Origin of the sequence: Microvirga aerilata, from assembly GCF_016743775.1 — a bacterium.
GTDB lineage: Bacteria > Pseudomonadota > Alphaproteobacteria > Rhizobiales > Beijerinckiaceae > Microvirga > Microvirga aerilata.
Genome location: NZ_JAEQMY010000011.1, coordinates 70753 through 90091 on the forward strand (window position 1 = coordinate 70753; position 19339 = coordinate 90091).

At 64.4% G+C, this 19339-nt stretch carries 21 protein-coding genes; 10 read left to right on the top strand and 11 right to left on the bottom strand.

Annotation, left to right across the window (positions count from 1 at the left end; genetic code table 11):
- Window positions 1-137: 137 nt before the first annotated feature.
- From JKG68_RS09985 to JKG68_RS10005, 5 genes are all read left to right on the top strand, one after another.
- Window positions 138-1403 carry a PQQ-dependent sugar dehydrogenase gene (locus JKG68_RS09985; protein ID WP_202058832.1) on the top strand — a complete coding sequence of 422 codons (1266 nt, stop codon included), beginning with the start codon at window positions 138-140 and terminating at the stop codon, window positions 1401-1403.
- Window positions 1404-1459: 56 nt separating this feature from the next.
- Entirely contained in the window at window positions 1460-1789 is a 330-nt protein-coding gene (locus JKG68_RS09990; protein WP_202058834.1) for a c-type cytochrome, read from the top strand.
- 87 nt (window positions 1790-1876) lie between these two features.
- A complete protein-coding gene (gene pncB / locus JKG68_RS09995) occupies window positions 1877-3169 on the top strand; it encodes a nicotinate phosphoribosyltransferase (RefSeq protein ID WP_202058836.1) in 1293 nt (430 codons plus the stop codon).
- Between the two features lie 5 nt (window positions 3170-3174).
- Window positions 3175-3936: a LamB/YcsF family protein gene (locus tag JKG68_RS10000; RefSeq protein WP_202058838.1), complete on the top strand. Its 762-nt coding sequence runs from the start codon at window positions 3175-3177 to the stop codon at window positions 3934-3936.
- Window positions 3937-3942: 6 nt separating this feature from the next.
- Window positions 3943-4686 carry a class I SAM-dependent methyltransferase gene (locus JKG68_RS10005; RefSeq protein WP_202058840.1) on the top strand — a complete coding sequence of 248 codons (744 nt, stop codon included), beginning with the start codon at window positions 3943-3945 and terminating at the stop codon, window positions 4684-4686.
- 437 nt (window positions 4687-5123) lie between these two features.
- On the opposite strand, the gene JKG68_RS10010 is transcribed toward JKG68_RS10005, so the two are convergent.
- A complete protein-coding gene (locus JKG68_RS10010) occupies window positions 5124-5996 on the bottom strand; it encodes an alpha/beta fold hydrolase (RefSeq protein WP_202058842.1) in 873 nt (290 codons plus the stop codon).
- 119 nt (window positions 5997-6115) lie between these two features.
- Window positions 6116-6658 carry a YcbK family protein gene (locus JKG68_RS10015; protein ID WP_202058843.1) on the bottom strand — a complete coding sequence of 181 codons (543 nt, stop codon included), beginning with the start codon at window positions 6656-6658 and terminating at the stop codon, window positions 6116-6118.
- 337 nt (window positions 6659-6995) lie between these two features.
- Between JKG68_RS10015 and JKG68_RS10020 the strand changes: the two genes are divergently transcribed.
- Together JKG68_RS10020 and JKG68_RS10025 are read left to right on the top strand one after the other, a co-directional pair.
- On the top strand, window positions 6996-7433 hold the full coding sequence (locus JKG68_RS10020) for a DUF4112 domain-containing protein (RefSeq protein WP_202058845.1): 438 nt from the start codon (window positions 6996-6998) through the stop codon (window positions 7431-7433).
- A gap of 1 nt (window position 7434) precedes the next feature.
- Complete coding sequence (locus tag JKG68_RS10025) at window positions 7435-7827, top strand: hypothetical protein (RefSeq protein ID WP_202058847.1); 393 nt, start codon at window positions 7435-7437, stop codon at window positions 7825-7827.
- Window positions 7828-8005: 178 nt separating this feature from the next.
- On the opposite strand, the gene JKG68_RS10030 is transcribed toward JKG68_RS10025, so the two are convergent.
- From JKG68_RS10030 to JKG68_RS10055, 6 genes are all read right to left on the bottom strand, one after another.
- A complete protein-coding gene (locus JKG68_RS10030) occupies window positions 8006-8800 on the bottom strand; it encodes an ABC transporter ATP-binding protein (RefSeq protein ID WP_202058849.1) in 795 nt (264 codons plus the stop codon).
- Window positions 8793-9518 (bottom strand): ABC transporter permease, encoded by a 726-nt coding sequence (locus JKG68_RS10035; RefSeq protein ID WP_202058851.1) that lies wholly within the window; start codon window positions 9516-9518, stop codon window positions 8793-8795. Before JKG68_RS10035 ends, JKG68_RS10030 begins: the two co-directional genes overlap by 8 nt.
- Complete coding sequence (locus JKG68_RS10040; RefSeq protein ID WP_202058853.1) at window positions 9518-10240, bottom strand: ABC transporter permease; 723 nt, start codon at window positions 10238-10240, stop codon at window positions 9518-9520. The genes JKG68_RS10035 and JKG68_RS10040 overlap by 1 nt, the downstream gene beginning before the upstream one ends.
- 133 nt (window positions 10241-10373) lie before the next feature.
- Complete coding sequence (locus JKG68_RS10045; protein ID WP_202058855.1) at window positions 10374-11219, bottom strand: lysine/arginine/ornithine ABC transporter substrate-binding protein; 846 nt, start codon at window positions 11217-11219, stop codon at window positions 10374-10376.
- Between the two features lie 217 nt (window positions 11220-11436).
- Window positions 11437-12282: a lysine/arginine/ornithine ABC transporter substrate-binding protein gene (locus tag JKG68_RS10050; protein ID WP_202058857.1), complete on the bottom strand. Its 846-nt coding sequence runs from the start codon at window positions 12280-12282 to the stop codon at window positions 11437-11439.
- Window positions 12283-12407: 125 nt separating this feature from the next.
- Window positions 12408-13106, bottom strand: coding sequence for a fumarylacetoacetate hydrolase family protein (locus JKG68_RS10055; RefSeq protein WP_202058859.1), 699 nt, complete (start codon window positions 13104-13106; stop codon window positions 12408-12410).
- A 108-nt stretch (window positions 13107-13214) separates the two neighbouring features.
- Here JKG68_RS10055 and JKG68_RS10060 point away from each other — a divergent pair, with 108 nt between their 5' ends.
- Entirely contained in the window at window positions 13215-14642 is a 1428-nt protein-coding gene (locus tag JKG68_RS10060) for an FAD-binding oxidoreductase (RefSeq protein WP_202058861.1), read from the top strand.
- A 52-nt stretch (window positions 14643-14694) separates the two neighbouring features.
- Here JKG68_RS10060 and JKG68_RS10065 read toward each other — a convergent pair whose 3' ends face one another.
- From JKG68_RS10065 to mbfA, 3 genes are all read right to left on the bottom strand, one after another.
- Window positions 14695-15549, bottom strand: coding sequence for a DUF4142 domain-containing protein (locus tag JKG68_RS10065; protein WP_202058863.1), 855 nt, complete (start codon window positions 15547-15549; stop codon window positions 14695-14697).
- 293 nt (window positions 15550-15842) lie between these two features.
- A complete protein-coding gene (locus JKG68_RS10070) occupies window positions 15843-16757 on the bottom strand; it encodes a metallophosphoesterase family protein (protein ID WP_202058865.1) in 915 nt (304 codons plus the stop codon).
- A 53-nt stretch (window positions 16758-16810) separates the two neighbouring features.
- Entirely contained in the window at window positions 16811-17782 is a 972-nt protein-coding gene (gene mbfA / locus JKG68_RS10075; RefSeq protein WP_202058867.1) for an iron exporter MbfA, read from the bottom strand.
- Between the two features lie 338 nt (window positions 17783-18120).
- Here mbfA and JKG68_RS10080 point away from each other — a divergent pair, with 338 nt between their 5' ends.
- Complete coding sequence (locus JKG68_RS10080) at window positions 18121-18600, top strand: NUDIX domain-containing protein (protein WP_202058869.1); 480 nt, start codon at window positions 18121-18123, stop codon at window positions 18598-18600.
- A 152-nt stretch (window positions 18601-18752) separates the two neighbouring features.
- Window positions 18753-19265 carry a GNAT family N-acetyltransferase gene (locus tag JKG68_RS10085; RefSeq protein WP_202058871.1) on the top strand — a complete coding sequence of 171 codons (513 nt, stop codon included), beginning with the start codon at window positions 18753-18755 and terminating at the stop codon, window positions 19263-19265.
- The last annotated feature ends 74 nt before the right edge of the window (window positions 19266-19339 follow it).

The window sequence follows — 19339 nt, forward strand, 5'->3', positions numbered from 1 at the left end:
CGCGGCCCCTTTTCTTTGACTCGTTTTGGTTCTTCCTCAGAATCACAAGCTTGGGTATTATGCGGAAAATCAATAAAACATAGGAACGCCGAGCCGATCGGCGCAGCAAACCAGGGGGCAATGTAAGGGAGGAAACGATGAAGTTCGTCCTGCTTGCCACCGCGTCGATTGTTGCATTCGCGTCATCGAGCCTTGCTCAGCCCTCAGCCCAGCCTCCGACCAGCAATCTCGACAAGCTCTCGTCGTTCCAGGGCACCGGAACGGCCGAGCCGAGGCCCATCGCCCAGGAAGGGCGCCGCGCCGATGCGATCCGGCGCAATCTCGAGCGCGTTCAGCTCCCGGCCGGTTTCAAGATCGATCTTTATGCCATCGTGCCCGATGCGCGCCATATGGCCGTCGGCCCCAACGCCGGGGTGGTCTTCGTCGGAACCCGCAAGAACAACGTGTATGTGGTGACCGACCGCGACAAGGATCGCGTTGCCGACGAGGTGAAGCAGTTCGCCCCATCGGTTGCCTTCAAGATCCCGAACGGCGTCTGCTTCTCGCGCGACGGCATTCTCTACGTGGTGGAGCAGAATCGCGTGCTGCAGTTTCCAGCCGCCGAATTCTTCTACGAGGGGCCGGACGTTGCCGCCTTCGTGGTCGCCAAGCAGGGCGATCTCATTCCTCCCACGGAGGAAAGCTTCAATCATACGGCCCGTGTCTGCCGCATCGGGGCGGACAACAAGCTCTATGTCGCCCTCGGGCAACCGTTCAACGTGCCGCCCAAGGAAAAGATGGATCTCTACAAGCGTGCGGGCATCGGCGGCATCATCCGCATGGATCAGGACGGCAAGAACCGCGAGGTCTATGCGACCGGCATTCGCAACTCGGTTGGCATGGACTTCAACCCGGCCGACAAATCCTTGTGGTTCACCGACAACCAGGTCGACGGCATGGGGGACGATCAGCCTCCCGGAGAGATCAACCGGATCGCCGAGATGGGACAGAACTTCGGCTTTCCCTATTATGGCGGCGGCACGGTCCGCACGGTCGAGTACAAGGACGATCAGGTGCCCGCAGATGCAATCGTGCCCCAGGCCGAAACCGATGCTCATGCGGCCGATCTCGGCATGATGTTCTACACGGGCAGGATGTTCCCGCAGACCTACCAGGGCGGCATCTTCTCGGCTCAGCACGGGTCCTGGAACCGGACGAAGCCCATCGGGGCCCGCGTGATGTTCACGCCGATCAAGCCGGACGGAACCGCGGACAAGCCCCAGATCTTCGCGGAAGGGTGGTTGACCGAAAACGGGGAATATCTCGGGCGTCCCACGGATGTGGCCATGCTGCCCGACGGATCGCTGCTCGTCTCCGACGATACGGCCGGTGCGATCTACCGCATTTCCTATGAAGGCCGGTAAGCATCTCCTCGCGAGCGTGCCGCGCGGCACGCTCGTTCCTCTCTGGAAAGCTCGACATGAAGACCATCTATGCCCTGGCTCTGGCGGGATTGCCTTTAGGCGTTTTCGGGTTCCATCCGGCCCAGGCTGCGGACGCCGCCGCGGGACGCCAGAAGATAACAACCTGCCAGGCCTGCCATGGCCTCGACGGCCTGTCGAAGAACCCGGAAGCCCCCAATCTGGCCGGCCAGATCGAGCCCTATCTGGTCAAAAGCCTCGCCGAATACCGCTCCGGCGACCGCAAGCACGAAACCATGAACATTGTAGCGAAAGAGCTGTCGGACGAGGACATCGCGGATGTGGCCGCTTATTACGCCGCGATCCAAATCGATGTTCTGCCGCCGTGAGCCTTGCACTTAATCGTAGCCGGCAGTCTTTCATCCCGGCTGGCCCTTCGTTATTGTCGCGCCTCTTTGAGTGGCGAGGAGTAGGCGATGGCAGACATCGCGACCAGGGTCTACAACCATACCTGGAAGATCGACCCGATCGTTCGGTCCGTTCTGGACACGGACTTCTACAAGCTCTTGATGGCGCAGACGATCTTTCGCCGTCATCGCGACGTGAAGGTAACCTTCGGCATCCATAACCGCACGACCCGCATTCGCCTCGCCGACATCATCGATGTGGGGGAGCTGCGCGAGCAGCTCGACCATGTGCGCAGCCTGTCCCTGACCAGGGGCGAGTCCACCTGGCTGCGGGGCAACACATTCTACGGCAAGCGGCAGATGTTCTCGCCGGAATTCATGGACTGGCTCGAGACTTTCCGCTTTCCGGAGTACCTGCTGGAGAAGGAGGACGGCCAGTACGTGCTGACCTTCCACGGGCCCTGGATCGAGACAACCATGTGGGAGATCCCGGCGCTTGCGATCCTTAACGAGCTGCGCTCGCGCGGCGTGCTCAGGGGCATGGGCAAGTTCGAGCTCCAGGTGCTCTATGCCCGCGCCATGACGCGGGTGTGGGAAAAGATCGAGCGGTTGAAGACGCTGCCGGATCTGTCCATCGCCGATTTCGGCACGCGCCGCCGGCACGGCTTCCTGTGGCAGGACTGGTGCGTGCAGGCGATGATGGAGGGGCTGGGATCCTCTTTCCTCGGCACCTCCAACTGCCTCATCGCGCTACGCCAGGAGGTGGAGGCCGTGGGCACCAACGCCCATGAGCTTCCGATGGTCTATGCCGCCCTGGCGAACTCCGACGAAAAGCTGGCTCAGGCACCCTACAACGTGCTGTCCGACTGGCAGGAGGATTACGAGGGCAACCTGCTCGTCATCCTGCCGGATACCTACGGCACCACGAACTTCCTGCAGAATGCGCCCGATTGGGTGCCGGCCTGGACCGGCATTCGCGTCGACTCCAAGGACCCCATCGAGGGTGGCGAGGAGGCCATCGAATGGTGGCGACGGCGTGGGCAGAACCCGAAGGAGAAGCTCGCCATCTTCTCCGACGGGCTCGATGTGGACGTGATCGAAAACATCCACCGGCATTTCCGGGGCCGCATGCGCATCGGCTACGGCTGGGGAACGCTTCTGACCAACGACTTCCGCGGCCTTGCCCCCGAAGGGCGCCTCGATCCCATCTCCATCGTCTGCAAGGTGATTTCGGCCGATGGTCAACCTACGGTGAAGCTCTCGGACAATCCGACGAAGGCCATGGGGCCGAAGGCCGAGGTCGAGCGATACAAGCGGGTTTTCCACGTAGGCGCGCAGACGGCGCAACCGGTATTGGTGTGATGAGCATGAAAGTTGATCTGAACTGCGACATGGGCGAAGGCTTCGGCCCCTGGCCCATGGGGGACGACGAGGCGATGCTCGACATCGTTTCCTCCGCCAACATCGCCTGCGGATTTCACGCAGGCGACCCGTCGATCATGTTCCGGACCGCCGAGATCGCGAAGCGCAAGGGCGTGGCCGTCGGGGCGCATCCCGGCTTCAACGATCTGCATGGCTTCGGGCGCCGCATGATCCGCGGCGACACCCCGGCCGAGATCGAGCGCATGATCGCCTACCAGATCGGCGCCATGCAGGCCGTCGCATCGCTTGCGGGCCACAAGGTCACTTATGTGAAGGTGCACGGGGCTCTCAACAACATGGCGAACGAGGACGAGGATCTCGCTCTCGCGATTGCCCGCGCCATCAAGGGAGTCGATGCAAGCCTCATGAATGTGTGCATGCCGGGTCTCTTGATGGAGAAGGCGTCGCACGGCGTCGGCATTCCGGTTGTGCGCGAGATCTTCGCCGATCGCACCTATGAGGACAACGGCACCCTCACCAGCCGCAAGAAGCCCGGCTCCGTCCTCCACGATGCCGACTTCGCGGCCGAGCGCATCCTGCGTGCCGTTCAGGACAAGGCCGTCACGACAGTTTCCGGCAAACGGATTCCGGTCGAGATCGACACCATCTGCGTTCATGGCGACGAGCCGAGCGCGGTGGTCATGGCGCGGACCGTCAGGGCGAAACTGGAAGCAAACGGGGTCACGATCGCGCCGTTCTCCGGGTGAGAGGCCATGTCGTTCAAGGACCACTTCTCGACCCGCTCGGCCGACTACGCGGCCTACCGGCCCACCTATCCGCGCACGCTGGTGGACTATCTGGCAGGCCTCTGCGCGGCCACCGACTGCGCGCTCGATGTGGGATGCGGCACGGGCCAGCTGTCGGTGCTCCTGAGCAGGTGCTTCAGCCATGTCGTCGCCACCGATGCGAGCGCGCAGCAGATCGAGAAGGCGCAAGCGCATGAGCGGGTGGAGTATCGCGTCGCGCCGGCCGAGCGGAGCGGGCTTCCCGAGATCAGCGTCGATTTGATCACGGCAGCACAGGCGGCGCACTGGTTCGACCTTCCCGCCTTCTATGCGGAGGCGCGGCGCGTCGGGAAGCCCGGCGCGATCCTGGCTCTCATCACCTATGGGGTGCTGCAGGCCGATCCCGAGATCGATCCGACGGTTCAGCACTTCTACAAGGACATCGTCGGGCCGTTCTGGCCGCCCGAGCGCCGCCATGTGGAGGAGGGCTACCGCTCCTTCGACTTTCCGTTCGAGGAGTTGCAGGCGCCGCCCCTTGCCATCGAGGTGCATTGGCGGGCCTCGGATCTCATCGGCTATGTGGACACATGGTCTGCCGTGCGAGGCGCCGAGAAGGCCCTGGGGCGCGAGCCGATCGAGAGGTTCCAGCGCGATCTTTCGAAGGCCTGGGGAGACCCGGAGCAGGAGCGAACGATCCGGTTCCCTCTGTCGCTGCGCGTCGGCCGGATTTAGCTGAAGGGGTGTCCCGGACGGAGCGCCGCGAGGACCCTCGCGTTTCCGCTGCTCAACACATGCTTGGCCGCAACAAGTGCGGCCCTGACGAGGATGGTGTCATCCCCGGCGGCCGTAAGGCCGGGAAGGGGATCCACGATCAGGCTCAACACTATGGATTCCCTTCCCCTCCGCTTCGCTGCGGCCGGGAATGACACCGAGGGCGGAGCAGCGGGGGCAGAACCGGCAGGTCAGCGCTCCGCTGTCATCCTCAGGCCAAGCGTCAGCGAGGGAAGGGGATCCATGACCGCTGACGGTGCAGAACAAGAGCAGGGCGCGCCGCCATCTCCTGCGACCGGCGTGATTCCGGAGCCTCGCCTGCGCGGGGATGACAGCGGAGGTTCCGGCTTCATTCCACGCGCGATCCCGGATCGTCTCCGCCGTCCGGGACGGTCAGCCTAAGCCTTTAAGGCCCTCGCCAGAAACGGCTCCAGCGCAGCAAGCGTCTCCTCCGGCGCTTCTTCGGCGAGATAGTGGCCGCAATCGATGCCGTGTCCTTCCACTTGGTCGGCCCAGTCGCGCCAGACGGCGAGCACGTCGTACCACCGCTCCAGGCCATTCTGCCGGCCCCAGAGAGCCTGAACCGGGCAGGCGATCCGCCGGCCTGCCTGCTGATCCCGCTCATCCAGGCGCATATCCATGGTCGCGCCGGCCCTGTAATCCTCGCACATGGCGTGTATCGTCCCAGGATCCGTAAAGCAGCGCCGGTACTCGGCCAGCGCCGCCTCATCGAAGAGCGAGCGTCCCCGGCGAAGGTAGAAAACGTCGGGATCCGACGCGATCATGCGCTCAGGAATGGGGTAGGGCTGGGCGAGAAAGAACCAGTGCCAGTATCCCATGGCGAAGGCCATGTCCGTGCGCCGGAAGTGCTCGGCGGTCGGGAGGATATCCAGGACCGAGAGGGCGGCGATCCGCTCCGGGTGATCGAGCGCCATGCGATAGGCGCAGCGCCCGCCACGGTCGTGGCCGACAACCGCGAAGCGTTCGAACCCGAGGGCCTGCATCACCTCCACCTGATCGCGCGCCATGGCCCGTTTGGAATAGGGCTCGTGATCCTCGGTCGTCGGCGGCTTCGAGCTGTCGCCATAGCCGCGCAGGTCTGCGCAGACGACGGTGTAATGCTCTGCCAGCCGGGGAGCCACCCGGTGCCACATGACGTGGGTTTGCGGATGCCCATGCAGCAGAAGCACAGGCGGGCCGTTTCCTGCGTGACGCAGGTTGATGACGGCCTCGGACGTTTCGATTCGACGGTGGGTGAAAGTCTCGAACATCACGCTATGCTGTTGCGGCTTTTGCAAGATCGCCAGCTTCACCTGCAACCAGCGAAGCCTGCAGGCGTGCCCTCATCGAGAGGCAGCGCCTGCAGGCTTCTGTTGAACGATAACGATCATCACCAGGAGCGGCGTTCTCCGTTGTCGATATGGATGATGCCGTTCCCATAGATCTTCAGGCCCCCCACTTCAGGGCGGGACCGCAGGTAGGCCATGACGCCACGGGTGCGGGTCCGAACCCTGAAGTCGATGGCTCGGCAGGACAGGTGCAAGGACTGACGGGCACCGCCGGCGCGCCAGTTTCGGCTGCGATTGCGGTGGGTGGATTCGACGCTGACGGGTCCGAACTTGGCCGCAACGGCTGCAACGACCTCGCGCAGATTGCCCGGGACGCAGTTCGTCGGGGCGCTTGCGCGCAGCGTGATGGTTCCTTGCGACACAAGGGACGAGAAGCCCGAGAGGGTTCGGGCATCCGGCAGGCTCCCGGTGGCGCCGGGATCGGTAACGGTGGCGTTGGACGGCAGGCTGACATATTGAGCCGGAGGGATGAATGCTCCGTCACCATCGCCGGCCCTGAGCGAAGCCGGCGACATTCCCAGCAGAAGCGCACCGGTCATGAAGGCCAGCCGGGACGCAGGACGAAATCGGGAATTAGTGCTCATCGGGTTCTCCCCGTGTTGAGCCCCCACAGGTTTGCAGCCGCCGAAATGGTCCTCCCAACGGCACTCGTGTCTTATTGGTCAGTGAACTGACGGTTGCGTTTTTCAACGCTGGGGCAGGCTACCTAAAGTAAGCTTGGCATTGTGCAACAACGCCGCACAGGACTTGAGGGACCAAACAAGGCGATAGCTTGGCAAAGCTTTGGCCCATAAGGTTTCCGGAGCGAAGAAATTTTGGATTAGTTTCGACATAACAATGCGCTAGCTCTTGCGGACGCGCTTCGTGATCCACACATCAGGGCTTGTCGCGCCGGGATGGTCCGGCCGTCTGGAGACTGGAATGAACACTGCCCGCAGCGATGTTTTCGAAGCCATCAAGGCCGCCGGCCCCCGCCGGGAGGACGCGATTGCGCGTGTCACGATGGTGGCAAAGCTCATGGACAGCGCATTCGTCATCCCAGGGTTGAATCGCCGCGTCGGCCTGGATGCGGTGCTCGGCCTCGTGCCTGGCATCGGCGATGCGCTCTCGGCCGCTCTGGCAAGCTACATCATCTGGGAAGCCCGCCAGCTCGGCCTGCCGCGCTGGAAGATCGCCCGGATGATCGGCAACGTGGCCGTCGATACGGCCATCGGCGCCGTTCCGTTCGCAGGCGACCTGTTCGACGTCTTCTTCAAGTCGAACGAGCGCAACCTGCGGATCATCCACGAGCATCTGGGCATCACCAAGCGCGGTCCTCGCGAGATCGACGGCACGGCCATCCGGGTCGAGGAGCGCTGACATGAGGCGTCTTCTGTGGGTTATGGCCTGGATCGCCGTTGCGGTCTGGTCGCTGTTCGCCTGGGGCGCCTACGGCCTGCTCGACTTCTTCGGAGGCGTCGCGGCCCGCAATGCCGACATCGTCACGGGACATCCCGAGAGCGTCGAGTGGCTGTCCTGGGCTTTTGCGGTGCTGAGAAGCCTGGGGCTCGGAGCCGTCGTGTTCGTGTGGGGCCTCGTCTCGCTCCTGATCCTCGCGGTGCCGGCCGTGCTGAGCCTGCTCCTCGGCCGCTCGCACCCCCAGCCCAGGTCCTATGACTGGCGCGGTCCTGTGACGGGCTCGCCGGGGCCTGGTGCAAACCCCACCATCCTGCCGCCTTCGCAGCATCCGGTCCGAAGGATCGAAGGGCGCTAAAAGGAAAGGGCGAGGCGGCATCCGCCTCGCCCTTCGTGTATCCGGCTCCCGTTCGGCAGCGACAGATGTGTCATCCCCGGTGAGCGAAGCGAGTGCATAGAACAGCGCTTAACCGTGGATCTCCATCCCCGTCCTGCGGAGCGCAGGTGATGACACCGAACGCGCCAAGATCTATCGGCTACCGGTGGCTGGAAATGAACTGCTTGAAGCGCTCGGATTTCGGAGCGCCGAACACGTCCGTCGGAGCCCCTTCCTCCTCCACAACGCCCTTGTGCAGGAACACGACCCGGTTCGACACGTCGCGGGCGAACCCCATCTCGTGGGTCACCACCAGCATGGTGCGGCCTTCCTCGGCAAGCGAGCGCATGACGCGGAGCACTTCGCCGACGAGTTCCGGGTCGAGCGCCGAGGTCGGCTCATCGAACAGCATCACCTTGGGATGCATGGCCAGCGCCCGCGCGATGGCGGCGCGCTGCTGCTGGCCGCCGGACAGGTGCGAGGGGTACTGGTTGCGCTTGTCGACGATGCCGACCTTCGCCAGCAGCTCCTCCGCCTCGGCGATGCATTCCGCCTTCGGGCGCTTCTGCACGTGCACGGGCGCCTCGATTACGTTCTCCAGGATCGTCATGTGGGACCAGAGGTTGAAGCTCTGGAACACCATGGCGACGCGGGAGCGGATGCGATCCACCTGGCCCTGATCCGCCGGCTGCATGCCCTTGCGGCCCTTCTTCAGGCCGATCGTCTCGCCGCCGATGCGGATGTCGCCGGAATCCGGCACTTCCAGCATGTTGATGCAGCGGAGCATGGTCGATTTTCCGGAGCCCGACGCGCCGAGGATCGAGATCACGTCGCCTTCGCGAGCCTCAAGCGACACTCCTTTCAGAACCTCGAGGGATCCGAAGCTCTTGCGGAGATTGTGAACCGAGACGGCGGGAGCGGATTGGGGCGACAAGGATGCAACTCCGTTAGACATGGGCAGCCTCCAGGCGCGGCTCCACGGCCGGCGGGCGGCGCAGGTGAGGCGAGAGCCACCATTCGATGGCCATGATGATGCGCGTGATGATGAAGTTGAGCACGAGGTAGATCAGGCCCGCGACGATGAAGACCTCGACGGCGCGGAAGGTCTGCGAGATCAGTTTGGCCGCAAGACCCGTCACTTCCATCATGGTGATGATCGAGGCCAGCGACGTGGCCTTCACCATGAGGATGATCTCGCTGCCATAGGCCGGAAGGGCCTGGCGGACCGCGATGGGGAAGATGACGCGCCGGAAGAGCAGAAAGCCCGACATGCCGCAGGCCCGCGCCGCTTCGACCTGATTGTGCGGCACGGATTGCAATCCGCCGCGAATGATCTCGCTGCCGTAGGCCGCCGTGTTGAGGGTGAGCGCCAGAACGGCGCACCAGAAGGGCTCGCGGAAAAAGGTCCACAGGCCCCATTCCTGCAAGGTCGGGCGAAACTGCCCGAGGCCGTAATAGATCAGGAAGATCTGCACGAGCAGCGGGGTGCCGCGAAACACGAACACATAGGCCTGCGCCGGCCAGTCGAGGATCTTGAGCCCCGACATGCGCATCACGGCCAGCAGCATGGCGAAGATCGCGCCGAACACGATGGACGTGAGGGCCAGGTTCAGGGTCAGCGGAACCCCGGCCATGAGGGTCAGGAAGGCATCCCGCATGAAGGCGAAGTCCATCAGGAAGCCCTCCGCATGCCACGCAGCGAGTGGGTCTCCGCGCGCTGGAACAGATAGGTCGAAACCCAGGTGATGAGCAGGTAGAGCACCGCCGCCGTGAGGTAGAAGTCGAAGGGGCGGCGCGTGGAGCCTGCCGCGATGTGCGACTGGCGCAGGAGCTCGACGAGGCCCGTCACGGAGATCAAGGCCGATTCCTTCAGCACGAGCTGCCAGGTGTTGCCGAGGCCCGGAATGGCGTAGCGCAGAACCTGCGGGGCGATGATGCGGCGGAACATAAGCCAGCGGTGCATGCCGACCGAGCGGGCGGCTTCCAGCTCGCCGCGGCTGACCACCTGGTAGGCGCCGCGGAAAACCTCCGCCTGATAGGCGCCGGACACGATCCCAATGGCCATGGCGCCCGTGGCGAAGGCTGGCACTCCGATGAAGCCGTCGGCGCCGAAAAGGCTGCCGATGGCGCCGAGCGCCGCGCTGCCCCCGAAATAGAACAGGTAGATGACGAGCAGATCGGGAATGCCGCGAAGAACCGTGGTGTACCCGTCGGCTATGCTGCGGATGACGACGTTACCCCCGATCTTCCCCCAGGCCACCAGGGTTCCGACGACGGAGCCCGCAAGGAAGCCGCATATGGCGACCGCAATCGTCATGCCTGTCGCGGTGAGAAGAGCCCATCCCCACCCCTGGGGGCCGAACCCGACGAGTTCGAAATAGCTCAGCTGCTGCACGCGTCTCAACTTTCCTGAATGGCCTACCTTCCGCGCGGCGGAGGACGAGCCCGCTATCTGTCATATCCGGTGCCGTTCACGCTCACGGCCCCATCCGGCGCGGCTGTCGCCGCGCCGGATGGGCACGCTCTTGTCAGCTTTGCGGCGTCATGTCGACCTTGAACCATTGCTGCGTGAGCTTCTGGACGGTTCCGTCCGCGATGGCGGCCTGGACGGCCTTGTCGAACATGGCTTTGAGCTCGGCATCGTCCTTGCGCAGGCCGACCGCCACGCCGCGCCCGAGCACGTCGCCGCTCACTCCGCCGCCGGCGATCACCATATCCTTGAACTCCGGCTTCTCCGTCGTCGCCTTCAGGGACGAATGGGCCGCGAAGATCGCATCGACACGGCCTGCGGAGAGATCGAGGTCGTGCTGCTCCGTGGTCTTGTATTCACGGATGGTGATGGTGTCCTTGAGATACTTTTCCAGGAACTGGGAGTTCACGGTCGCGGTCTGGACCCCGATGGTTTTTCCCTTCAGGAGCGGCTTCCACTGCTCGATCATCGCCTTTGCGGCGTCCGCATCCTTGTCGAGGCTGAACCGCCTGCCTTCGCCGGCAAGCTTCGCGAGGGGAGAGTCCTTCATCGCGCCCCAGCCATGGAGACCGGACGCATAGGGACGGGAGAAGCTGATCGTCTCAAGACGCTTGTCGGTGATGTTCATGCCGGCCATGATGGCGTCGTACTTCTTGGCCTGGAGCGCCGGAATGATGCCGTCCCAGTCCTGAGCCACGATCTCGCACTTGACCTTCATGCGGCCGCACAGATCGTTGGCCAGATCGATCTCGAAGCCTTCGAGCTTGCCGCCCGCACCCGTGAAGTTCCAGGGGGCGTAGGCGCCTTCCGTGGCGATCTTGACGGTCCTCTCCTGCGCGGCCGCTCCGCCCATGGCGAGAGAAGAGGCAAGCAGGCCGAGACCTAAAGCCTTGAGCAATTTCATCGTCGTTCCCTTGGTCAGTTTTGACTGATCCTGTTGTCCGGATGCTGGCCGCAGCCTGTCATCCACCTTTGAGAGCTAACATTCAAACGCCAAGCCTGCGCAAGCCCTAAACATGATGAATAAAGCGGCCAGACTGGCAATTTCGGTCGCAGCTGGGATGGATTCATACAAAAAAGGCGCAGCCGGAGCTGCGCCTTGAATGTGCTGTGCAAAAGGATCAGGAGCGCGGGGTGGTGTCGATCTTGAACCACTTCTCGGACAGCTTCTTGATCGTGCCGTCCTTGATGGCGCCCTGGATCGCTTCGTCGAAGCTCTTCTTGAGCTCCGTGTCGCCCTGGCGCAGGCCCACGCCCACGCCGGCGCCGAGCAGGCCGCCGGTGATGGACGGGCCGACCATGACGTAGTCCTTGAACTCGGGCTTCTCGAGGGTGCCGATGATGTTGGTCGAGTCGGCCAGAACCGCATCGATGCGGCCCGCGGCGAGGTCGAGATCATGAGCCTCGGTGGTCTTGTACTCGCGGATCTCGGCCGTGCCCTTCAGGTACTTGTCGGCGAAATTGGAGTGGATCGTCGAGGTCTGAACGCCGACGGTCTTGCCCTTCAGCATGGGCTTGTAGGCCTCGATCGCCTTCTCGGCCGCAGCCTGCTGCGAGCCCAGATTGAAAGCCTGGCCCGTGCCGGGGATCTTGGCGAGGTCCGAGTTCTTCGCCACCAGAAGGCCGTTCGGGGAATTGGCGTAGGGACCCGCGAAGTCGATGGTCTTCTTGCGCTCGTCCGTGATGCTCATGCCGGCCATGATGGCGTCGTACTTCTTGGCCGTGAGCGCCGGGATGATGCCGTCCCAGTCCTGGGCCACGATCTCGCACTTGACCTTCATGCGGCCGCACAGATCGTTGGCCAGATCGATCTCGAAGCCTTCGAGCTTGCCGCCCGCGCCCGTGAAGTTCCAGGGGGCGTAGGCGCCTTCCGTGGCGATCTTGACGGTCTTCTCCTGCGCGGCCGCTCCACCGATGGCAAGCGCCGAACCGAGAAGAGCCAAGCCGATGGATTTCATGAATTTCATTGTCGTTCCCTTAGTTTATGGGCTCCGGTTCGAGCCGGAGCCTGGCTTCATCGCGATCCCGAGGACCGCGCTGTGACGCAGTAACGGTCAAACCGGCAAAAAAGGCAAGGGGAGGCAGGCAGGCCTTACACAACCCTCAGCCGGATCTCGCCCAGGCCTTCGATGGCCCCGACCATGGTCTGGCCTTTCGCCACCGCGCCCACGCCGTCCGGGGTGCCGGAGAAGATCACGTCGCCGGGGAAAAGCTCGAAATAGGAGGACAGATAGGCGATCTGCTCCGCCACCGACCAGATCATGTCCGACAGGTCCGCCGTCTGCTTCGTGCTGCCGTCGACCGACAGGGAAATCGAGCCGCCGGAGGGGTGTCCGACCTGGGAGGCCGGATGGATCGGCCCGACCGGACCCGAGCGGTCCGCCGCCTTTCCAAGCTCCCATGGGCGACGGAGCTGCTTGGCCTCGTCCTGCAGGTCCCGGCGGGTCATGTCGAGGCCGACCGCGTAGCCGAACACGTGGTCGAGAGCCCCCTCGACGGGAATGTCCCGTCCACCCTTGGCAAGCGCCACCACCATCTCGATCTCGAAATGATAGTTGCCGGTTTTCGGCGGGTAGGGATGGTCGGCGGTCGCCCCTTGCGCCACCGGCTGGAGCGCATCGGCCGGCTTCATGAAGAAGAAAGGCGGCTCGCGGGTGGGGTCGCCGCCCATCTCGCGGGCATGGGCCGCGTAGTTGCGCCCGACGCAGTAGACGCGCCGAACGGGAAACAGCTCGCCGGTGCCGGCAACGGGAAGGGCGGGGATCGAGGGCGCGGGAATGACGTAGGCCATGGAAGCTCGCGAAACGTGGGGGTTGGGCAGGATCGTCCTGCTTCTTCCTACACCTTGCGGTTCCCATCACAAGCCGTAATGAACGAAGGCTCCAGCCGAGGACCAGGGATGACCGCACAGAACACCGCTCTCGTTGAAGCCTTGACGGCGAGGTTGGGGGAGGGCTCCGTCCTCACCCTGGGCAGCGACATCGAAGGCTACCTCGTGGAGACCCGGGGGCTCTATCGCGGCGAGGCCCTGGCCGTGGTGCGCCCGCGCGACCGGGACGAGGTTGCCGTCGTTCTTCAGGAATGCGCGCGAGCCGGGGTGCCCGTGGTTCCGCAAGGGGGCAACACGGGGCTTGTCGGCGGCGGCGTGCCCTCCGGCGGCATCGTGCTCTCCCTGGCCCGTCTCGACCGCATCCGGGACCTCGACCCCGTGAATGCCACCATCACGGTCGAAGCCGGCTGCATCCTGAAAGCCGTTCAGGATGCGGCGAGCGCCGCCGGATACCTGTTTCCGCTGTCTCTCGCCTCCGAGGGCTCGTGCCGCATCGGCGGCAACCTCGCCACCAATGCGGGGGGCACCGCCGTCCTGCGCTACGGCAACATGCGGGAGCTGACGCTCGGCCTCGAAGTGGTGCTGGCCGACGGCCGGATCTGGGACGGCCTCAAGGGCTTGCGCAAGGACAACACGGGCTATGACCTGAAAAACCTGTTCATCGGCTCGGAGGGAACCCTCGGCATCATCACGGCGGCGGTGCTGAAGCTTTTTCCTGAGCCGAAAGCGCGGGTGACCGCCTTCGTCGGCTGCGCCTCCGCGCACGCGGCGCTTCAGCTCTTCGGGCGATTGCGCGAGCAGGCGGGCGATCATCTCACCGCCTTCGAGTACATGCCCGATTTCGGGCTCGAGATCGTCCTGAAACACAGGCCCGGCGCGGTTCGCCCGCTTGCGGAGCGCCATGCGGCCTATGGCTTGATCGAGCTCACCGCGCCGCAGCAGGACACGGACCTTCAGGGGCAGCTGGAGGCGATCCTCGGCACGGCCCTGGAGGATGGGCTGGTGCAGGATGCCGCGATCAGCGCAAGCGATGCACAAAGCCAGGGTCTCTGGGCTTTGCGCGAAAGCCTGTCCGAGGTGCAGCGGCTCGAAGGCGGTTCGATCAAGCACGATGTGGCCGTGCCCGTCTCGCGGGTGGCCGAGTTCATCGAGACCGCGGCGAGAGCCTGCGAGGCACAGATGCCGGACGTGCGCGTCTGCGCCTTCGGGCATTTCGGCGACGGCAACATCCACTTCAACCTGTCCCAGCCGGTGGGCATGGACAAGGCTGCCTTCCTGGCGCATTGGGAGCGCTTCAACCGGATCGTGCACGACATCGTGCATGGGATGAACGGCTCCATCTCGGCGGAGCACGGGATCGGCCTCATCAAGCGCGACGAGTTGGTCCTCTACAAGGATCCGGTCGCCCTCGACCTCATGCGCAGCCTCAAACGGGCGCTCGATCCGCAGAACATCCTCAATCCCGGCAAGGTCGTTGCAAGCGTCCTGCCGCAATGAAAACGGCGGGCCCGAAAGGACCCGCCGCAAAGACGCTGTGAGCTGAAGTCGCTTAGCGGCGACGGCGGCTCACCGTGCCGCCCGGAAGACGCTGGGAGTCTTCAAGGTGATGCTCGATGTGGGGAACCACTGAAGCCGCGAACTGGCGAAGCGACGGCTCGTTGCCGGCCTGAGCATAGGTCGAATGCAGAGCCAGGGCCTCCTGGTGAGACATGCGCTGGGCCTGACCGTAGAGACGGTCGAACTGCGGTCCCGAGGTGGAGGCGAGCTGGTTCAGCATGGCGGTCTTTTCCGGGCTCAGCGGAACGCCGAGACGGATCGGGGTGACCGAACCCGTTGCCTGCACGTCGCTCGCAGCGCCGGCGGCGGAGCCCGTCGTCGCGCCGATGCCCGCGCCGACGGCCGCACCCACCGGTCCGCCGACCAGGGCGCCGACGCCGGCTCCTGCCAGAGCGCCCGTGGCCGTGCCGCCGGCCGCGCTCGGGGAACCGCTCGATGCGGCACCCGCCGTCGCGCCTGCCGTTGCGCCGATGCCGGCGCCCACGGCCGCACCCACGGGGCCGCCGACCAGGGCGCCGATGCCGGCGCCGGCAAGAGTGCCGCTCAAGGAGCCGCCGATGAACTCACCGGATGCGGAATAGACCGCGCGGCCGCCGTTGAGGGCCTGGCTCGTCATGGCATGATCCTGGATCATGTTCTGGGCGTAACGACGGACCGCCGGATTGCGGGAACGTTCGAGAGCGAGCTGGCTCGAGGCAATCTCGAAGGCATCGGACTGGGCTGCCATCATGCGATAGGTCCGGCTGTCCAGGACCATGGCGCCTCCAGCCGGGGCCATCATCTGGGCATAGGCCGGAGCGGCCGAAACGGATGCAAGCAGGGCCGCAAGGGCTACATATTTCTTCATGAGATGAACTCCTGTTTTCGGGTCGCAGAACACCGCTCGAAGCTCAACAGGCTTGCAAAGTTCATGGGTGGCTGCAGCATCCCTTCAACGAGAAGCGATCTAAGCGGTTCCAGAAAAGAAGAATATATGTGCTTGACGGGACTGGAATGGGCACAAAACCATGGTTTCCGCCATGTGCATCCGAGCTTAGGAAGCTAACATAGGATAGGTTTAATCTTCCATCTGTCTTGTCGGAACGCAAGCTTGACCTTTCGTCCCTGATCTAAGCTTGGCGATCTTCAGCAGAGCGGTGCTCAAGACTTTTCTTCAGGTTGCCTGATCCGCCCGAGGGACAGCATCCCCATGCCGCCCACGGTGCCGTCCGGCCGCAATCCGCGCAGTTCGGCTTTAAGGAAGAAGCCTGTTTCATCCTGGCCGATCGTGAAGAGATGATAGCCTGCCTTGTGCGTCAGCGTTCCGCCCCGGGCCGACGCCGATGGGGCGCCGATAACCGGCACGGGCCCTCGCGGGCCGTCGAGATGGGCCAGCGAGCCGACATGGTTGTGGCCGTGAAGCACGAGTTCCGCCCCGACCCGTCCGATCATGGCCTCGAACCGGCGGGCGTCGGTGAGATTGCGGCCGGACTCCGCGCCGCCCACATGGGGCGGGTGGTGGATCAGCACGACGCGAAAGCATGAGGGATCCCGCCCGAGATCGCCAAGGATCTGCTCCACGGCCTTCATCTGCTTCGAGCCGACCCGACCCGTTGCCACGAACGGAAGGGTCGGGATGGCGGAGGACAGGCCCACGATCGCCACATTTCCGTACCGGCGCAGATAAGGGAAGACGGCCTCGGTGCCGTTGTCGCCGCGCGTCCAGGGAGCCAGTTCTTTCAGCAGGCCTTCGAGGGAGCCGCGAACATAGGCATCGTGATTGCCGGGCACGAAGGTGACGCGGGCCGGATCGCCCAGCACTTCCATGAAAACCCGCGAGGTCTTCCACTCGTCGGGCAGACCGATGTTGCAGGTGTCGCCCGTGCAGGCGATGTGGTCGGGCTTTTGAGCGTGAATGTCGGCCACCAGATCCGCCAGGATCTCCATGTCGTGAAGATCATGCCGGTTGCGATGCCAGTTGTACCAACCGGTCAGGCGCTTGCTCAAAAGCTGCTTCAGGCGGGGGCGGGGGAGAGGGCCCACATGGGGGTCCGTCAGATGAGCGATGCGGAACATGGCTGCCGATTGTTGCGAGTGGAAGCGAGAGTTCGTGCGCGCCGCCCGCTCCGTCAAGCGCTGCCGATGAAGATACCGGCCAGTAGCACCAGAACGCCTCCGACGACCACCTGATAGGTGGCGCTCCAGAACGGAGTTTCCATGTACCGGGTCCGAATCCACGAGATGGCGACCAACTCGACGGCAACCACGACGGCGGCGATCCCGGTCGCCAGCATGAAGGCGTTGGGCCAGGAGTCGGGCACCAGATAGGGCAGGGTATGGCCGATGCCGCCGGCTGCCGTCATGAGGCCGCACACCAGACCGCGCAGCCAGGGGGAGCCGCGGCCCGTGATCTCCCCGTCGTCGGACAGGGCCTCGGTCAGGCCCATGCTGATCCCCGCGCCGACCGAGGCCGCAAGGCCGACCAGAAAGGTCTCCCAGTTGTTCTGGGTGGCGAAGGCGGCGGCAAACAAGGGAGCGAGGGTCGAGACCGATCCGTCGATCAGGCCGGCGAGGCCCGGCTGCACGTATTGCAGCACGAAGAGCCTGCGGCGCGCATGCTCCTCGGCGGCTTCCGCGTTGTCCGTCAGATGGGCCGCGTGCAGTTCGCCCGCCTTGCGTTCGTGGCCGCGCTCGACCTCCGCGAGCTTCGTGAAAAGCTCCCGCATGGAAACGTCGAGGGTCTGCTGGGCGGCCTTCTCGTAGAAGCTTGCCGCCTGCAGCTCCATCACTTCCGCCTCGCGGCGCATCCTGTCGAGATCGAGATGGGGGCTCCACCAGACGGCACGGCGCTTCAGGAAGCCGCGCACGTCCTCCCGGCGGATGGGAGGGAGGTGCTCCCCGAAACGGGAGCGGTAGAAGCCATAAAGGGAGTTGCGGTGCTCGCGCTCCTCCTCGGCCATCCCGTCGAAGATTTCGGCGGAGGCCGGAAAGTCGGGACGGAGCCGATCGGCGAAATGCTGGTAGATCCGCGAGTCTTCTTCTTCGCTGGCAATCGCCAGGGCAACGACATCGCGCTCGGACAGTTCGGACAGAGACTTCATGGCAGATCCTGTTTAGAATAATTCTAAGCAGGATCTGCCTCTTTGGCCAGCCCTCCATTGGAGACGGGAGGGCGTGGGCGGATGCTCAGTACTGCGTACCCGGGATCAGGGTCGAGTAGACCGAACGGTCCTCAAGGTTGAGGGCCGGAGTCCAGGAAAAGCGGGCCGAGCGGTTGAGGCGGGAGAGAATGAACGCGAGAAACATTGGAACACCTTTGGTTGGCCCTTTGTTAGACCTTTGTATAATGCGGGTCACGCGCCAATTTGGTGCAACAGCTATGCAGTGCATGAATGCTTACGTTCACGTTCCCGTAACCTGGCTGTGATTGCTTCGACCGATGTCTGACACCTCGCCGCGCAAGACATCGCGCCTCCTCTCCTGGGGGCTCCACACCTATTGGCGCTTCTCGCGCGGCATGACCCTTGGCGTCCGCGGCGCTGTGCTCGATGAGCACAACCGGGTTTTCCTGATCAGGCACACCTATGTTCCCGGCTGGCACCTGCCCGGAGGCGGGGTGGAAACCGGCGAGACGGCTCTGGAGGCCCTCGACCGCGAGCTGCGCGAGGAAGCCTGCATCGCCATGGACGAGGCTCCGGCTCTCGTGGGCGTGTTCTTCAACCGAAGGATCTCCCGGCGCGACCACGTGCTGGTTTACGTGATCCGGCGCTTCACGGTGCTGGAGGTCAAGCAGCCGGATCAGGAGATCGCCGAGGCGGGCTTCTTCCCCTTGGACCGGCTTCCGGAAGGAACCACGTCGGCGACCCGCCGCAGGCTCGCCGAGATCCTCGAAGGGCAGCCTCCGTCCGTGAACTGGTGAGAAGGGTTTGCGCCGCGTTCCCGGCGCTGCTATGGCCAGGAGCATCCAAGGAAACCTCGAGCCCATGAGCATCACCCGGACCCAGCGACGACGACACGGCTGACATTCGTCCCGCCGCCCTTGTCTTTCTCGTCTTACGTCTGAGTTCCTTCATGACCGAGCTCTCGCTCCTGATCCGCACCGAGCAACCCATCGATTCCGAGGCCATCGAGCGCCTGCACGAGCGCGCCTTCGGCCCGGGCCGCTTTGCCCGCACGGCCTCCCGCCTGAGGGAAGGGGCGTCCCACCTGCTCGATCTGTCGTTTACCGCAATGGTGGGCACCCTGCTCGTGGGCTCGGTTCGCCTGACCCCCGTGATGGCGGGTGAGGAGCCTGCCCTGATGCTGGGTCCGCTGACCGTCGAGCCCGCCTTCGAGAGCCGCGGCATCGGCGCGGCCCTCATGGGGCGCTCCCTCGATGCCGCCAGGGCGAAGGGGCACACCCTGGTCCTGCTCGTGGGCGACGAGCCCTATTACAGCCGCTTCGGCTTCAAGCGCATCCCGCCGCAGCAATTGCAGCTGCCGGGCCCGGTTAACCCCGCCCGCTTCCTGGCTCTGGAACTGGCCGAGGGCGCGCTGTCCCGGGCGAGAGGTCTGGTGAGCCCGCTGCCCGTTTCAAGCGAATAGCTGGAATCAGCTCTGCGGCTGGCCCCACCCTCGCTAGCGGGAGGGAAACACGCGCGTGCCCGACATTCGGAAGT

Excerpts from the sequence above, each read along its gene's own strand:
- JKG68_RS10085 (WP_202058871.1), top strand. The coding sequence starts at position 18,753 with ATGACCGAGCTCTCGCTCCTGATCCGCACCGAGCAACCCATCGATTCC.
- JKG68_RS09985 (WP_202058832.1), top strand. The coding sequence starts at position 138 with ATGAAGTTCGTCCTGCTTGCCACCGCGTCGATTGTTGCATTCGCGTCA.
- JKG68_RS10000 (WP_202058838.1), top strand. The coding sequence starts at position 3,175 with ATGAAAGTTGATCTGAACTGCGACATGGGCGAAGGCTTCGGCCCCTGG.
- JKG68_RS10070 (WP_202058865.1), bottom strand. The coding sequence starts at position 16,757 with ATGTTCCGCATCGCTCATCTGACGGACCCCCATGTGGGCCCTCTCCCC.
- JKG68_RS10010 (WP_202058842.1), bottom strand. The coding sequence starts at position 5,996 with ATGTTCGAGACTTTCACCCACCGTCGAATCGAAACGTCCGAGGCCGTC.
- JKG68_RS10020 (WP_202058845.1), top strand. The coding sequence starts at position 6,996 with ATGAACACTGCCCGCAGCGATGTTTTCGAAGCCATCAAGGCCGCCGGC.
- mbfA (WP_202058867.1), bottom strand. The coding sequence starts at position 17,782 with ATGAAGTCTCTGTCCGAACTGTCCGAGCGCGATGTCGTTGCCCTGGCG.
- JKG68_RS10055 (WP_202058859.1), bottom strand. The coding sequence starts at position 13,106 with ATGGCCTACGTCATTCCCGCGCCCTCGATCCCCGCCCTTCCCGTTGCC.
- JKG68_RS10035 (WP_202058851.1), bottom strand. The coding sequence starts at position 9,518 with ATGGACTTCGCCTTCATGCGGGATGCCTTCCTGACCCTCATGGCCGGG.
- JKG68_RS09990 (WP_202058834.1), top strand. The coding sequence starts at position 1,460 with ATGAAGACCATCTATGCCCTGGCTCTGGCGGGATTGCCTTTAGGCGTT.
- JKG68_RS10015 (WP_202058843.1), bottom strand. The coding sequence starts at position 6,658 with ATGAGCACTAATTCCCGATTTCGTCCTGCGTCCCGGCTGGCCTTCATG.
- JKG68_RS10045 (WP_202058855.1), bottom strand. The coding sequence starts at position 11,219 with ATGAAATTGCTCAAGGCTTTAGGTCTCGGCCTGCTTGCCTCTTCTCTC.
- pncB (WP_202058836.1), top strand. The coding sequence starts at position 1,877 with ATGGCAGACATCGCGACCAGGGTCTACAACCATACCTGGAAGATCGAC.
- JKG68_RS10060 (WP_202058861.1), top strand. The coding sequence starts at position 13,215 with ATGACCGCACAGAACACCGCTCTCGTTGAAGCCTTGACGGCGAGGTTG.
- JKG68_RS10025 (WP_202058847.1), top strand. The coding sequence starts at position 7,435 with ATGAGGCGTCTTCTGTGGGTTATGGCCTGGATCGCCGTTGCGGTCTGG.
- JKG68_RS10065 (WP_202058863.1), bottom strand. The coding sequence starts at position 15,549 with ATGAAGAAATATGTAGCCCTTGCGGCCCTGCTTGCATCCGTTTCGGCC.
- JKG68_RS10080 (WP_202058869.1), top strand. The coding sequence starts at position 18,121 with ATGTCTGACACCTCGCCGCGCAAGACATCGCGCCTCCTCTCCTGGGGG.
- JKG68_RS10005 (WP_202058840.1), top strand. The coding sequence starts at position 3,943 with ATGTCGTTCAAGGACCACTTCTCGACCCGCTCGGCCGACTACGCGGCC.
- JKG68_RS10030 (WP_202058849.1), bottom strand. The coding sequence starts at position 8,800 with ATGTCTAACGGAGTTGCATCCTTGTCGCCCCAATCCGCTCCCGCCGTC.
- JKG68_RS10050 (WP_202058857.1), bottom strand. The coding sequence starts at position 12,282 with ATGAAATTCATGAAATCCATCGGCTTGGCTCTTCTCGGTTCGGCGCTT.